This is a genomic window from Sandaracinaceae bacterium, assembly GCA_020633055.1.
Taxonomy (GTDB): Bacteria; Myxococcota_A; Polyangia; order Polyangiales; family Houyiibacteriaceae; genus JADJJE01.
The window spans coordinates 275,904-290,946 of record JACKEJ010000008.1; the positions used below are offsets into that span (position 1 = coordinate 275,904).

Annotated in this window: 13 protein-coding genes; 5 read left to right on the forward strand and 8 right to left on the reverse strand. The window is 70.9% G+C overall.

Annotated elements, in window-relative coordinates; all coding sequences use genetic code 11:
• Positions 1–83 precede the first annotated feature (83 nt).
• Both H6726_18010 and H6726_18015 read left to right on the forward strand, forming a co-directional pair.
• Positions 84–1,799: a response regulator gene (locus H6726_18010; protein MCB9659546.1), complete on the forward strand. Its 1,716-nt coding sequence runs from the start codon at positions 84–86 to the stop codon at positions 1,797–1,799.
• Positions 1,800–1,803: 4 nt separating this feature from the next.
• A complete protein-coding gene (locus H6726_18015) occupies positions 1,804–2,376 on the forward strand; it encodes a hypothetical protein (GenBank protein ID MCB9659547.1) in 573 nt (190 codons plus the stop codon).
• 86 nt (positions 2,377–2,462) lie between these two features.
• On the opposite strand, the gene H6726_18020 is transcribed toward H6726_18015, so the two are convergent.
• On the reverse strand, positions 2,463–3,128 hold the full coding sequence (locus H6726_18020; GenBank protein MCB9659548.1) for a hypothetical protein: 666 nt from the start codon (positions 3,126–3,128) through the stop codon (positions 2,463–2,465).
• 105 nt (positions 3,129–3,233) lie between these two features.
• A complete protein-coding gene (gene cobT / locus H6726_18025; protein MCB9659549.1) occupies positions 3,234–4,997 on the reverse strand; it encodes a nicotinate-nucleotide--dimethylbenzimidazole phosphoribosyltransferase in 1,764 nt (587 codons plus the stop codon).
• 149 nt (positions 4,998–5,146) lie between these two features.
• Here cobT and H6726_18030 point away from each other — a divergent pair, with 149 nt between their 5' ends.
• The gene (locus H6726_18030; protein ID MCB9659550.1) at positions 5,147–5,899 is read left to right on the forward strand and encodes a hypothetical protein; all 753 of its coding nucleotides are present in this window, start codon (positions 5,147–5,149) and stop codon (positions 5,897–5,899) included.
• A gap of 64 nt (positions 5,900–5,963) precedes the next feature.
• Entirely contained in the window at positions 5,964–6,563 is a 600-nt protein-coding gene (locus H6726_18035; GenBank protein ID MCB9659551.1) for a hypothetical protein, read from the forward strand.
• Between the two features lie 117 nt (positions 6,564–6,680).
• Here the strand turns inward: H6726_18035 and H6726_18040 are convergent, their stop codons facing one another.
• The 6 genes from H6726_18040 to H6726_18065 all read right to left on the reverse strand — a co-directional run bounded on the left by H6726_18040 (position 6,681) and on the right by H6726_18065 (position 13,865).
• Entirely contained in the window at positions 6,681–7,670 is a 990-nt protein-coding gene (locus tag H6726_18040; GenBank protein MCB9659552.1) for an Rpn family recombination-promoting nuclease/putative transposase, read from the reverse strand.
• Between the two features lie 44 nt (positions 7,671–7,714).
• Positions 7,715–8,773 (reverse strand): hypothetical protein, encoded by a 1,059-nt coding sequence (locus H6726_18045; protein MCB9659553.1) that lies wholly within the window; start codon positions 8,771–8,773, stop codon positions 7,715–7,717.
• Between the two features lie 57 nt (positions 8,774–8,830).
• A complete protein-coding gene (locus H6726_18050) occupies positions 8,831–10,423 on the reverse strand; it encodes a GMC family oxidoreductase (GenBank protein MCB9659554.1) in 1,593 nt (530 codons plus the stop codon).
• Positions 10,424–10,556: 133 nt separating this feature from the next.
• Positions 10,557–12,122 carry an NAD(P)/FAD-dependent oxidoreductase gene (locus H6726_18055; GenBank protein ID MCB9659555.1) on the reverse strand — a complete coding sequence of 522 codons (1,566 nt, stop codon included), beginning with the start codon at positions 12,120–12,122 and terminating at the stop codon, positions 10,557–10,559.
• Positions 12,086–13,012 (reverse strand): ferritin-like domain-containing protein, encoded by a 927-nt coding sequence (locus H6726_18060; protein ID MCB9659556.1) that lies wholly within the window; start codon positions 13,010–13,012, stop codon positions 12,086–12,088. The genes H6726_18055 and H6726_18060 overlap by 37 nt, the downstream gene beginning before the upstream one ends.
• Complete coding sequence (locus H6726_18065) at positions 12,999–13,865, reverse strand: SDR family NAD(P)-dependent oxidoreductase (protein MCB9659557.1); 867 nt, start codon at positions 13,863–13,865, stop codon at positions 12,999–13,001. Before H6726_18065 ends, H6726_18060 begins: the two co-directional genes overlap by 14 nt.
• Before the next feature lie 78 nt (positions 13,866–13,943).
• Here H6726_18065 and H6726_18070 point away from each other — a divergent pair, with 78 nt between their 5' ends.
• Positions 13,944–14,561 (forward strand): TetR/AcrR family transcriptional regulator, encoded by a 618-nt coding sequence (locus tag H6726_18070; GenBank protein MCB9659558.1) that lies wholly within the window; start codon positions 13,944–13,946, stop codon positions 14,559–14,561.
• Positions 14,562–15,043: the final 482 nt, after the last annotated feature.

Consider the following 15,043-nt stretch of genomic DNA (forward strand, 5'->3'; position numbering starts at 1 on the left):
TCCAACATCAAGGATGCCCAGTGCCGCGCACGCCGCGGCGGCCCCCTGGGCCACATCCGCAGAATCGGATAGCTTCGTCCCTGATGGTCGCGAGCTCCGTACTCTTGGTGATCCCCGACGACGTCGTCCGGCGCCGCCTGGTGTCGGCCGTGGAGCGGGCCGGCTATGAGTGCCTGGGCGTGCCGACGGGTGAGGCCGCCATCGACGCGTTCGTGGAGCAACCCATGGACATCGTGTGCGTGGCACTGCGCCTCCCGGGCCGGGACGGCTCCGCCACGGTGGAGTCGCTGCGCTGGGCGCCGTCGGGGGAGCGCACGCACATGGTGCTGCTGGGTGACCCGGAGGACGCGCTGGTGTTGCAGCGGGAGACCGCGCGGCTCGGCGCCGTGACGTGCCTCGTGGGGGACGTGTCGGACGCGGGTGTGCTGCGCGTCGTCGAGAACGTGGTGCGCCAGGAGCTGCGGCCGGACTCGCTCCCGCCCCCGTCACCGGAGGTGGGTGAGCAAGAGGTGACGCGGCGCTACACGCTGTGGGACAGCACCGAGGGAGACTTCGTCGAGCGCTACCTGGGCAACCTGCCGAGCCATCCCGGCGCGCTGCACGGGGACCTCGCGAACGTTCCCTTCGTGGCCGTCCTCGCGAAGCTGTTCGAGGCGCGGGCCACGGGCGCGCTCGCGCTGCACGCCACGAAGGACAAGCGCAGCACCACGGCGGGCGACTCGCCGAAGAAGGTGGTGTTCTTCCAGCGCGGGGTGCCGCTGTCGGTGCGCTCGAACCTGGTGGACGAGTGCCTGGGGCAGCTGCTCTATCGCCGTGGCGTCATCGACGCGAACGTCCTCGAGGAGTCGCTGCGACGTGTGCGCGCGGGCGACGGCCAGCAGGGCGCGGTGCTGCTCTCCATGGACGCCCTGACACCGCACGAGCTGCGCGCAGCGCTCGGCGAGCAGATCGACACGAAGCTGCTGGACATCTTCGGGTGGACCGCAGGGACCTTCGAGTTCACGGAGATGCGCCCGCCGCAGGAGACCGTCACGCTGGACACGCCGCTCCTCGAGCTGGTCATGCGTGGGGTGCGCGAGCGCATCCCGCCGGCGGTCGTGTCCGAGGTGATCACGCGCACGCTCGACCACTACGCCGAGCCCGTGGCCTACCGCGTCGCGCCGTTCCGACGGCTGCCGCTGCCTCCCGAGTGCCAGGCGTTGCTGGAGCGGCTGGACGGGCAGTGCACCGTCCGCGCGCTGCTGCACGGCTCCGCGATCGCCGGCTCGACGCTGACCGCGTTCGTGTACGTGCTGCTGTGCGGGGGCGCCATCAAGCTCGCAGACGCGCCCATGCCGCAGGTGGACACCGGCGCGCTCCTGCCGAAGGACCGGCCCACCATGCCCCCGCCCGCGCTCGCCGGGTCCACCGACGGCGCGGGTCCAGAGGCGCTGCAGGCATTCCGTGAGGGGGAGGCTGCGCTCGCAAGCGGCGACTTCGAGGCCGCGTTCAGCGCTTTTGCGCGCGCCAGGACCCTGGCTGCCGACGAGGGCATCTACTGGGTGTACCTGGGCTACTGCCGCTACGCGGTGCATCGCGAGGACCCCCTCGAGGCCGACCGCGCCCTGGCGGAGACGATCGTCGGCTGTCGCCTCGCGCCGAGCGCCCCCGACGCGCACCTGCTCCGCGCACGCCTGCTCCGCTCGCGCTCGCAGTGGACGGCCGCGCGCAACGCGTACGAGCGCGTGCTGCACCTCGACCCAGATCACCGCGAGGCCCTGGCCGGGCTGCAGGCGATCTCCTCCGTGTGCGATGCCTAGCACCATGCCCTCACCAGCGCGTCCGGCGCACCTCTTCGCGTCGCGGCGTCAGGTCGTGCTCGCTTGGCTCTCGTGGGTGCTGCTGGTGGCACCCGGCTGCGCCTCGGGGACGCACGAAGGAGAGGCCACTACCGCCACGCGCACCACCGACCCGTCAGGCGCAGACGAGACGGCGAGTGACCGGGACCCGAGCCGAGACGTGTCCGTCGCGCTGGGGGTGCAGCTGCCGCCCGGGACCCAGCAGGCGCATGAACAAGCAGGCGCCGGCCCCGAGGGGGCGTCCGTGAGCCTGGTGGTGCTGGCCACGCGCGAGAGCGAGCAGGACACGCTGGCCTTCCTGCGCCACCTCCCGGGCGCGCGCGACACCCGGCCCGGGTGCGTCGACGTGTCCGGCGCGACCGTGTGCGTGACGCCCCCCGAGCGCGTCCCCCGCACGCTGTTCGCGCCGGTGCGCCCCGTGGCCGACGCCGCCCCCGCCTGGGCTCGCGCGTGGATCGCCGTCGAGCGCAGCGAAGGCCCGCCGCCCTGCCCGCCGTGCGAAGACGGCGCGCCGGTCATGCCCGGCTGCAGCTGCTGAGCGTGTCGCGAGCGCGTCACGCGAAAAGGTCCCAGCGGTCACGCCGGGGCCTCCTCGGTCAGGGGTCGCGTTCGACGCGCCGTCGTTCACTTGCCGCGCGAGTGCGTGCGGCCACGGTGGGGGTGAGCGTCCGTGCCACGCGCCGCGCGGTTGACCTCCAGCTGGTGACGCTGGGCCGGGGTGAGCACCGCCAGGAACTGCGCGCGGGACTGAGCGTTCAAGGCCTCGAGGCGGGCGTCACGGACAGCGCCGGTGCTGGTGGCGCGGATGTGCGCGGCGCGGGCCTGCCGCTGCTGCCGGAGCGCGTCGAGCCGGGCGCGCTGGGCGACGCTCAGGTTCAGGCCGGCGTTCACCCGCATGGGCTGGGTGGGGCGCTGGGCGACGGGCACGACGCGCGGCGCGCTGGTGTGGACCACGCGCACGGGCGTCGCGGGCGCGGGGCGCGCGTGCACAACGGGCGCGGGGGTCGCGCGGGGCGGGGCCACATGAGGAGGTGCCACGCGGCCACGCGCGTTCATGGGGGTGGTCGCCACGCGGGCGTGCACGACGGCGGGCCGGGTCGGGCTCGGCGCAGCCTCGGTGCGCGTCACACGGGTGGTCGTCACGCGGGTGGTCGTCGCGCGCGGTGCCGCATCGCGGGCGGAGGCGCTGCGCCCGGAAGCGCTGGGCTGCGCGAGCGCCAGGGAGGGGGCCGCGAGCGCGAGCATCAGGGCGGCACCGGAGAGCTTGGTGAAGAGGCGAGAGGTGGTCATGGTCGGTCCTGTCTTTCGGGGTTGGGTTCCGCAGCGCCGTGCTGCTGAAGACCAAGACCGAACAAAGCTTGCGGCCACCTTGCGCCTCACGAGCGGACGCGAAATTCAGCGCAGCCCGGCGGGGTCCTCCGAGCGGCGCATGTTGGCCTCTTCGAACGTGCGGGTCTCCGCCGACACGCGCGCTGCGCTGCGCAGCAGGTGGATGGCCAGCACGGCGCCCGACCCCTCGCCCAAGCACATGTCGAGGCTGAGCAGCGGCGCGAGGCCGAGCGCGCCAAGCACCAGCACGTGCGCCCGCTCGGCGCTGACGTGCCCGGCGATGAGCGCGTCGGCCACGGCGGGCGTACGAGCCACGGCGGCCAACGCGGCGGCGCCCGTGATGAAGCCGTCCAGCACGACGGCGATGCCGCGCGCGCGCGCCTCTTCCATGGCGCCCACGAGGGCCGCGATCTCGTAGCCGCCCAGCGTGCGCAGCGCCGCGTCTGCGTCCGTGGGTTGGTGCAGCGCGAGGCCCGCCGCCACGGCGTCCCGCTTGCGCCCCAACGTGACCTCGCCCACCCCGGTGCCGCGCCCCACCACTTCGTCGGCGCGCAGACGCAGCAGCGCCGCCACCACGGCCGAGGCGCTGGTGGTGTTCGCGATGCCCATCTCACCCAGCGCCAGCGCGTCCAGCGGGCCCAGCGCACGCACGGCATCGCGCCCCGCCCTGAGCGCCGCGTCCAGCTCCGCCGCGGTCATGGCCGCCGTCTTCGTGAAGTCGCGCGTCCCGCGCCGCACCTTGGCATGGGTGAGCCCCGGCGCCCCCTCGAAGTCGTGGTCCACGCCCACGTCCACCACGGTGAACGGCAGCTGCTGCTCGCGACAGAGCGCGTTCACCACCGCGCCCCCGGCGAGGTACTGGTAGACCATCTTGGCCGTCACGTCGGGCCGGTAGGCGCTCACCTTCTGCGCGCTCACGCCGTGGTCCCCCGCGAACAGCAGGAGCGCGGCGCGGTCACAGCGCGGCTGCGGGCGCTCCTGCAGACGCGCCAGGCTCACGATGAGGTCCTCGAGGCGACCGAGCGACCCGGGCGGCTTGGTCAGCTCGTCCAGGCGGGTGCGCGCGTGCTCGGCCTGGCGCGCACCCGCGACGCCGTCGTCCACCTGCGCGCTCGGCGTCGGCTGCGGTCCGTCGGTCGCCGTGCCCGACCCGTCGGCGAACGGCAACGCGTGGTGCGGCCGTCCCCACGTGTCCTCGTGCACCAGCGGCTGCAGCGCCTCGCGCGCACGCCAGCCCACGTTCTCGAGCATGGGGCGCGGCGGGAACGCGACGGGGTAGCCCATGGTCAGGTAGGCCACCGGCACCACGTGCTCGGGTACGCCCAGGATCGTGCGCAGCGCCTCCGGCTCGGCCAGGCTCATCCAGCCCACGCCGACGCCCTCCGCGCGCGCTGCCAGCCACAGGTTCTGGACCGCCAGGCAGGTGGAGTACTCCGCGGTCTCGGGCATGGTGAAGCGCCCCAGCACGTGCTCCCCAGCGCGCCGCGGGTCGCAGGTGACCAGCACGTTCAGGGGCGCGTCCAAGATGCCCTGCAGCTTGAGCGCGCTGTAGGTGTCCCGACGGTCGCCTTCCCAGACCTCCGCGGCGCGCGCGTTCACGTCGGCGAAGTGTGCATGCACACGGGCGCGCACCGCGCGGTCGCGCAAGATGAGGAAGCTCCACGGCTGCATGAGCCCCACCGAGGGCGCGTGGTGCGCCGCCTCGAGGATGCGCGAAAGGACGTCGTCGGGCACGGGCTCGGGGCGGTAGTTGCGGATGTCACGGCGCTCGTAGATGGCGCGGTAGAGCCCGCGGGTGTCGGCTTCGGAGAACGGGGCAGCGGCCTGCATCGAGAACGCATGCGCCGTGATCCCGGGCTCGGCAAGGTCCGGCGCGGCCCACGGAGCGCGGGAGCCTGCCGCTGCACGGCGCGCTTTTTCATCCCGCGACGGCACAGCCCTACCCGAACAGCCGGCGAGTGCGCCACCATGGGGAGACGATGACGACGTCGCCCGCGCCCTGGGTCCAGCTCGCGCACGCCGCGCTGCTCGGCGTCGCGCTGCTGGTGAGCGCGCTCTTGCTGGACGGGCCGCTCACCATCCAGGCGGACGTGGTCCGGCCGCACGACGTGCAGCGCCGCGCGGGGCCGGTGGGCTGCGCCAGCAACGTGGTGGTGGTGGGGCTGCACCCGTGGAGCAGCAGCGCCGCGGCCTACATGCGCTCCGTGCGCTACGCGGTGGGTCCTGCGTGTGCGCAGGTGGTCACGCTGGACGGCCCGCTGCCCGAGGGAAGCGGGCGCGCGTGGCTGCGCACCATGGCGCGCTCCCCGCAGCAAGCGCTGCTGGCGCGCGAGGCCGAGCACAGCGCGGACGAGCTCGCGGCGCGCCTGCAGCGGTGGGGCAGGCTGGGTGCGCGCCTGGTCGTCACGGGGCACTCGCAGGGGGCCATCGTCGGGTGGACCCTGGCCGCGCGCCATCTCGAGCTGCGCGCGCGCTACGTGCTCTCGGCGGGCATGCTGCCCGGCGTGACCATCCGGCCGGGAGACGGCGAGGTGCACGCGGTGCATGGCCGCGCCGACACGCACGTCCCCGTCGCGCGGGCGCGGGAGGGCGCGGCGCGGCTCTCACGCGCGGGTCGGCGGGTGGTGTACCGGGAGCTCGAGACGGGGCACAACCTGCGCGACGGGCTGTACCGGACGTGGACGGACCAGCTGCGCGCGGCGGTGGCGGCGGCCGCGGCCGGGCCGCAGTAGGGCGCGCCCGCGAGGTACGTCCACCCCTCCCACGGGGCGAGGCGCCGGTGTACGCTGACGCTCGATGAGCACTCCCCTCCTCTGCGCCAAGTGCGGCGCGCCCCTCGCCGCTCACGCCGCGAACAGCGTGGTCACTTGCGCCTTCTGTGGCACCACGTCCGCGCCCGCGCCGCGTGTCGTCGAGCGCGTGGTGGACCGGGTGGTGGTGGTCGCCGCCGAGGGGGCAGAGAGCACCGACGGTGTCCCCTGCCCACGCTGCGCGAAGATCTTCTCGCGCGTGAGCGGCGGGGGCGACGAGGCCCTGGCGTGCGCCAAGTGCGGCGGCGCGTTCCTGACCCCGGCCCAGGTCACGGCGATGCAGCAGACGCGCAACGAGGGACTCGCTCGCGCCGTGCGACGCGTGTCCGCCGTGTTCATGGCGCTCGAGCCGCGTCAGGCGGTGCTGTCGTGCCCCACCTGCCAGGGTGCGCTGCGCATGGAGGAGATCGAGGGCAGCGTGCACCTGATGCACGTGTGCAAGGAGCACGGGACGTTCTTCGAGATGGACGCGCTCGACACCTACATGGAGCTGTGGACCGAGAAGCGCGCGGGCGAGGTCACCGACGAGGACCTGGAGTCGCTAGGCGTGAGCCGCAAGGGCTTCTTCTCGTTCCTGAAGCGCTGAGTCTCGAGACTGGTGGGCCCGTCCGGCGTTTCTGCGCGCCGTCAGCCTGGCGAGTGGTCCACAGGCGGCTTTGCATCTGGCACGCCGTGAGGATGCCCATCGGGGGCCCGCGCACCTTCAGGACGAAGCGAACACGTCGGCGAGCGAGGGCGCCCCGAGCACCCGCCCGGTCAGGCGCTTCAGCTCGGCGAGGTCCGCGTCGTGGAGACGCGCCTCGCTCACGGGGTCGACCGTGCCGAAGCGCTGCACGAGCAAGGTATGGAGAGCGTCATGCAACGCCGCGCGACCCTCGACCAGGCCCTGCGCCACGCCTTGTCGCAAACCTCGTTGGAGACCTTCCTCGATGAGTTGTTCTGCTGCGGATGCCATGGGTTCCTCGGCGTTGGGGACGTGTTGGAGCACGATGCGGCGAACTTCGTGGGCGGAGCGCTCGCCGGCTACTCGTAGAATGTAGCTCATGAAGAGCATCGCTTCATCGGGGTGCAGCGTCACCACGCGGGCGAGCGCGGCCGCGAAGCCCTGCAGACCACCCAAGAGCGCTTCGATGTCGCGGCCGTCACGGAGCAACCACAGCGCGACCCGCGTCACCGGCGAGCTGGTCCACCCCGTCAGGTCCTCGTCGGTCGCGAATGCCAGGTCCAAGAGAGCGATGCGCAGCTCGGGCACATAGCGTGCCGCCCCGGGCAACGCGACCAGGTCGGTCACCATCTCGTGCAGCGAGCGAGGCGCCGTCCACCCGAGCGTCCCGTGATGAACCACGATCGAGATGACCGGCGGAAGCTGCACCTCGTCCGGATGCTCGAGCAAGTGGTTCACCCACACGCGGTGCGTGTAGTCCATGAACCGCAGCGGCATGCGCGCGTCGGGGGAGCTGCGGTGCTCCGTGACGAAGTAGACGAACCCGCGCCCGTCACGGCGTCGCGCGCGCAGCAGCAGGTCGACGTGCCGGTGGACGAGCGCGGCGTTGACGGTCCCGAAGGGCACCAATTCGAGGCTCGTCAGGTCGATGGCCGCCACGAGCTCGGGGGAAAGCACGACGCGCAGCAGTTCGGCCGCATACGCCGGCACCGAGAAGATCCGCTTGAACAGCGCGTCGTGGTCGCCCATGCGCCGGGGTATCGGCACGGCGCGCGACGGGTTGCGCGCGCGCCTCAGTTCGGGGCGAGCACGTGGATGAGCCGGCCCGCGACGCCCGCCGGGGCGCGACGCTCGCGCAGCACGCTCGTGGCGCAGGCGTGGATGGCGGCGTCCTCGCGGCCGTTGACGTGCACGGTGATGACGCCCGGCGCGTCCCACGTCGCCGTGAGCGGGAGCACCCCGTCCGGCCCGACACCCGCGCAACCGCGTAGCAACGCGGCCCGTTCGTCGAGGTGGATGCGCACCGCACGCGCTGCGGGGTCATCGGCGGCCGACACGTCGTCTGCGGTGTCCACGGAGGCAGCGGTGGGCGAAGCACCCGTCGAGGTCTGGCTGGCGACTCCGTCGCCCGTGGCGCGCTCTGCGTGCGCGAGCAGCGCTTCTTCCATGTAGCCGCCCAGCCGCTCGAAGCCGTAGGCGTCCGCGCGCCGCAGCGCCCACTCGCGGTCGCAGTAGCGCACCACGGGGGCGGGCTCGGCCTGTGTGTGCCGAAGAAGCGGTGCACGCGGCAGCTGCGCGCGCAGGTTCTGGAGAGGCGCCGTCGTCAGCGTCGCCCCGTCGGCATCGACCAGCATGACGTGTGTGCATCCGCCCAGCGTCACGCCCGGGTTGGGCACGATGCTCACCATCACCGCGTCGCGCGCCTGCGCGGGCGAGTACGTGAAGGCGAGGGTCGCGTGCTCGGTGCTGAAGGTGGCGCGCACCCCGCGCAGCGTCTCGCCATCACGCGAGAACTCGAAGCGCGGCCCCTGGCGCCGCAACAGTGCCTCCTGGCGTTCGTCGTCGCCCTCGCGGACGCCCGATGAACCACCGCGCACCGGAGCGCAGCTCGTGCACCCATCCCCCACCCGGCTGCACTGGAACGACGCCCCTTCGCACTGCGCGACCCACGACCGCGAGCCCACGCCGCTGCGCACCTGACTGACCTCCACGTCGACCGGCGCGCAGCCGATGCTACCCGCAGATGCCACCTGCAGCTGACGCGTGTTGGCACACGCCGGGAGCATCAGCGCGAGCAGAACGGCACCCGCGGTGCGCAGGGTTGTCGCGGCGGCTCGGCGAAGGTCGTGCATGCCGCTAGCTAACACACGCGCACCGCGTCGGCCGCCCGCACGGTCTTCACAGCGTGATCAGGCGACCGCGCCCTTCTCTGGGATGTAGCTCATCGCCCGCTCGGCCATGGCCGTGATGGTCAGCGAAGGGTTCACGCCCGGGTTGGCGGACACGGCCGCGCCGTCGATGACGTAGAGCCCGGGGTAGTTGAACACCCGGTGCTGCACGTCGATGACGCCCGTGTCGGCGGACTCGCCCATGCACGCGCCGCCCAGGATGTGCGCCGTGCTGGGCGTGCCGAGCAGCGTCTCGGTGGCGAGGCTGGTGGGGATGCCGCGCACCTTGTCGGCGAAGCGCCAGGCGATGTCCGTAGCCTCGTCCATGAACGCCTCGGGCCCCTTCTCCCCTGGGTCCAGCTTGGTCACCAGCCCCTTGGCGAAGCCGGTCATGGCGCTGCGGCCGAGGCGCAGCTTCAGCGACCCCTCGAGCGTGCGCATGTACAGCATGATGGTGCTCTGCGACGACATGTCCTTGGCGCGCTTCATGGCGCGGAAGCGCGAGCCGTGCTTGCGCAGGATGCGGAAGGTCTCGCCCACGCGCGCGAAGAGCGACTTGCCCGGCGCGTGCGGCAGGAAGTACGGCTGGAAGAAGTTGGAGCCCTTGCCGTAGCGCACGATCTCGAAGTGGCTGTGGTCGTCCGTGTGCACGATGGACGAGATGGCGATGCCCTTCGAGTAGTCCACCGCGTCGTCCTCGGCGCACACCCCAATGATGGACTCGCTGTTGGTGCGCACGAAGTCACCCAGGCGCGGCGACAGGCGCGGCAGCCCCTGCGGGTCTTCCTGCATGGCGAGCAGCAGCGGGATGGTGCCGAGCACGCCGCCCGCGAACACCACGTTGTCCGCCTCGAAGCGCAAGTAGTCGCGGTCCTCGGTGGAGCACTTGGTCTCCACCACGTAGCCGCCGCGCTCACCCTCGCGCACGGCCAGCACCTCCGTCTCGGGGCGCACCACGCAGCCCAGCCCCTCGGCCAGGTAGAGGTAGTTCATGTCGAGCGTGTTCTTCGCGCCCACGCGGCAACCGGTCATGCACGCGCCGCACTGGGTGCAGCCCACGCGCGAAGGCCCCTTGCCGCCGAAGTAGGGGTCCGGCACCTCCTTGCCTGGCTCGCCGAAGTAGATAGCCACGCGCGTCTTCTCGTAGTGGTCCTCACGCCCCAGGTCCGCCGCAATCTCGCGCACGATGCGGTCGCCCACCTCGTCGCACGGGTTGGGCTCCGCGCCCAGCATGCGCGTGGCCGTCTCGTAGTGCGGGTCCAGCTCCTGCTTCCAGTCGGCCAGGTGCTTCCACGAGGGCGCGTCGAAGAAGTCGTCCTTGGGCTTGGGGTGCGTGCACGCGTAGACCAACGAACCGCCGCCGACGCCGACGCCGTGCACCACCGTCACGTGGTCGAAGAAGCTCATCTGGAAGATGCCCTTCGCGCCCATCTGCGGCCGCCAGTACCAGCGCTTGAAGTCCGTGTTGTTGGCGGGGAAGTCCCTGCGGCCGAAGCGCAGCCCCTTCTCCAGCACCAGCACGCGGTAGCCCTTCTCGCTCAGGCGCAGCGCGCTCACGCTCCCGCCGAAGCCCGAGCCGACGATGATGTAGTCGTAGTGGTCGCCACTCTGCATCGCGCGATGGTAGCAGCGCGCGCTACGCAGGGGTCAGACCGAAGAGCAGCTGCAGAAAGTTCTCGGCCTCGGCGCGATCATGGGCAGGCGTCGGTGCAGGGAAGGAGGCCTCCTGTGGTTCGCCGTCCGGGGACTACACGCGCGGCTGGGTCCGCGCTGCGGCCCTCTCGAACGGCACCGTGCGGTAGTCCGCAAGGTGCAGCGTGCGCAGCTCGTTGGCGTACTGCGTCGCGAAGCCCGGGTACATCGTGGCGTTGAAGCCGTCCTCGGTCAGGTACCAGCTCTTGCAGCCCGAGTTCCAGTTGGTCTTGGCCAAGCGCTCCTGCAGGTGCTCGTTGTAGCGCCGCTGCACCTCGGGGCGCACGTCGAGCCAGCGCAGGCCCCCGTCGCGCAGCGCGCGCACGCCCTGCACGGCGTACGCGATCTGCGACTCCATGTAGACCAGCGCGGAGTTGTGCCCGGGCCCCGAGTTGGGGCCCAGGATGAAGTGCAGGTTGGGGTAGCCCGACACGTTCATGCTCTTGTAGGCCTGCGCGCCCGCGCGCCACTCGTCGCCCAGCACGCGCCCGTCGAGCCCCATCACCGGGAACGCCGTGCTGGTGTGGCGCACCTCGAAGCCCGTCGCGAACACCACGCAGTCCACCTGGTGCTCGATGCCCTCCGCCGTGCGCACGCCGCGCTCGCTCAGGCTGACGATGGGCCATGTGACGAGCTTGCAGTTGGGGCGCTGCAGCGCGGGGTAGTAGTCGTTGGACAGCAGCACCCGCTTGCAGCCGATGCGGTAGTTGGGCGTGAGCTGACGGCGCAGCCACGGGTCCTTCACCTGCCGCTGCAGGTGCTGCCGCGCCACGCGCTCGGTGACGTGCGTCAGCGGCGAGGTCCAGATGATGGACAGGGCCATGCTCTCGTGCCCCCAGAAGAGCGCGTCGCGCACCGCCTGCTGGGCCGAGGGCCTGCGCCGGAAGAGCGCCTTCACGCGCTCGGGCACGCGGTAGTTGGCGCGCGGCAGCACCCAACCCGGCGTGCGCTGGAACACCTTCACGTGCTCGGCCCGCTTCACCAGCTCGGGGATGATCTGCACCGCGCTCGCGCCCGTTCCAATGACCGCCACGCGCTTGCCCGCGAAGTCGTAGCCGTGGTCCCAGCGCGCGCTGTGGATGCGATGCCCCGCGAAGCGCTCGAGGCCTTCGATGGCGGGGTAGCCCGGGTCCACCAGCGCCCCTGCGGCCGCGACCACGCTGCGCGCGAAGAACGTGTCGCCCGCGTCGGTGCGCACCTCCCACTCACCCTCGCTCTCGCGGAAGCGCATGCTGGTCACGCGCTGCTTCAAGCGCACCTTGGGCATGAGCCCGTGGTCGGCCACCAGGCGCTTCACGTACGCCAGGATCTCCGCGCTGCCCGAGTACGTGCGGGACCAGTCCGGGTTGGGCGCGAACGAGAACGAGTAGAGGTTGGACGGCACGTCGCACGCCGCACCCGGGTACTGGTTGTCGCGCCACGTCCCGCCCACGTCGTCCGCGCGCTCGAGGATCACGAAGTCGTCCAGCCCCGCGCGCTTCAGCTGGATGGCCGTGCCCAGGCCACCGAAGCCCGCGCCAATGATGAGCGTCTCCGTGCGCGTGGTAGCGCCGCGCGTCGGGGAGCCGTGTGTGCTCTCGCCCTTCACGCGGCCGGCCTCCAGGTGAGCTCGTGCACCCACGTGGGCACGGGCGGCAGCGCCTCCTTCGGGATCTGCGCCGTGACCCGCACCGCCGCGTCCACCGGCACGTGGTAGAGCTTGTTGCGGCGGTCGGTCACCCAGCGCGCGTGCTGCTTGATGGCCTGAAACCACGGGTTGCGGCGCCCCTCGGCGGTGCGCCCACCAATGCGCCCGAACTTCTCCATCACGTCGTAGAGGCGCTTCTCGGGCAGCCCCAGCGCGACAATGTTGTCGCGCATCTTGTTCAGCAGCGGCACGTAGACGGCCACACCGAGCATGAGCCTCGGGTCCACCATGGGCGCGCACATCTTCATCAGCCCGAGCGTGGTCTTGCCCACGCCCTGCTGCTCCATGACCGTGAAGCCCACCGCCAGGTGGCGCGCCTCGTCGCCGTTGATGCGCTCGAACGCCGCGTGACAGACCGGGTCGTCCACGGTGTCCAGCAAGAAGCGGCACAGCGCCCCGTCCAGCGCGATCTCCAGCATGGGGATGACGGCCCCCAGCACGTAGAACGGCATCTCGTCCGCGTACTTGTCCAGCCACTCGATCACCAGCCGCAGGTTGATGTTGGGCTCGGGCAGCGCGTCCCCGTCCAGCATGCCCCAGCGCTTCATGAGCGCCATCTCCGCGTTGGCGTGGCGCTGCTCTTCCGCGTGGAAGTAGGTGTAGATCTCGCGCAACGTCGGGGTGGGCGCCGTCTTCGCCATGGCCGCGAAGCCGCGCGCGCCGACGTGTTCGATCCACATCAGGTCGGCCATGAACTCCTTCAGCTTGGGCCACTGCTCGGGCGTGATGCGCTCGGCGCCGGGCGCGCCCCAGTCCACGTCCAGCAGGCCCCACTGGGTGGCCTTGATCTTGGTGAGCATCTTGTCGAGATCAACCTGCGCCATGGGCACCTCCGTTCGCGTGGGTGGGGGAAGGACGCGGCCCGAAGGCCCGCCCGAGCACGCCCGACCCGCGGTTGTAGGCACGCGGGGCGAGGCGCTTCATGCGCCAGATGAGCCGCGCCTCGAGCTGCGGCAGCACGTACAGGCGGTCACCGTCCAGCGCGTCGAGCGTCTTCTTGACCACGCCCTCGGGCGACACGCCGGTCCACGCCATCAGCTGACTGCCCAGCTTCGAGGTGTTCTCCGGGATGCGTCCGTCGCGCACGATGTTGGTCTTCACGAACGTCGGACACAACGCGGTGACGTGCACGTCGGTGCCCACCAGCTCGGCGCGCAGCGTCTCGGACAGCGCGAGGACGGCCGCCTTGGTGACGTTGTAGGGGCCCATCATGGGCGCCGCCGCGAAGCTGGCCGCAGAGCAGACGTTGATGATGCCGCCGCGGCCGAGGGCGCGCAGGCGCGGCGCGAAGACGTGGCAGCCGTGCACCACGCCCCACAGGTTGACGCCCACCGTCCAGTGCCAGTCCTCGATGGGGATCTCCCCGATGGGGCGCCCGCCGATGCCCACGCCGGCGTTGTTGACCACGAGGTCCACCGGGTTTCCGAGCCATCGTTCGGATTTTTCGGCGAGGGCCTCCACCTGCTCCAGCTGGGACACGTCGCAGGCCAGGGCGAGCGCGTGGCCGCCCTTCTTCTGGATCATGGCGACGGTCTCCTCCGCGCTGGCGAGGTTCAGGTCGGAGCACACGACGCGCCCCCCACGCTGAGCGAGCTGGAGCGCGAAGGCGCGGCCGATGCCGCTTCCGGCGCCCGTGACGACCGCCGAGGAGTTCTTGGTGAGCTTGGTTCGGGACATGCTGTTGACCATCTGGTGAGTGACTGTCAGCGTATCCCGACGAATTGTTCGGATTCAACTCGGGTCCCCCCACGCGCCATGCCCCGCAAGCCCAAACAAGAACGGTCCAAGGCCACCTACGACGCCATCGTCGAGGCCGGCTTCATCTGCGTCGCCGAGCGCGGCATGGCGGGCACCACCACCCGACACATCGCCGACACGGCGGGCATCGGGGTGGGCTCGCTCTACGAGTACTTCGCCAACAAGGAGGAGGTCTTCGACCAGATGACCAAGCAGTTCGTGGTGGAGGTGGTGGCCATGCTGCAGCCGCTGGTGCCGGAGCTGGCGCGCATGTCCATCGGCGAGGCCATCAAGGTCATGCTCCAGCACTTCGAGGTGTTCCTGAACCGCAACGACCAGCGCTACCTGCGCTGCGCGCGCGAGGCCATGCGGGTGGACATCAAGGACTACATGCAGCCCGTCACCACGGTGCTGACCGAGATCGTCATGCAGCACGTGCTGCACCACCCCGAGCAGATGCGCATCCGCAGCATCCCGGCCATGAGCTACATCTTCATCAACGGCGGGATCTTCGCCGTGGTGCAGCACCTCTCGAACCCGAACCCGCCCATCACGTACGAGGAGCTCACCCAGGGCCTGGCCGACATGGTGGACCACTACGTCGTGAGGGAGATGCAGCTGACGGCGCCGCGGTGAGCGCGGGTCTGGGTGCGTCTCACGCCAGGGTGCCGCCGTGAGGCCCAACGCGAACAGGTGCCCGCGCTGCGCGGCAAGCGAGAATCGTTGACACTGGCGCATGGAGACATGGAAACATGTCGAATGGGACCACCAATCACCCAACCCGAACGAACGTTTACAGCGGATGGAGCGCATATTCATGAGCATACTCGGAGGCGTATGCATCGACACATCCAAGCTACCTGGATTCGATACACAATGGACAGGATGGATCGAGCGATTCGGGCGACTTAACTTATTTGTTGGACCCAACAACAGTGGAAAAAGCCGTCTTCTAAGATCGCTATACGGCACGGTAAAGAGCGGGCTATTGACGGGAAATCACTATCCAGCATACTTCGCGCATGAACAACACACCGCATGCGAGTCACTAAAAAATGTGATTGAGGAAGGTGAACTATCTGGCGCAAACATGGCCAAGGTCGTGAGTCTCTGAAGTC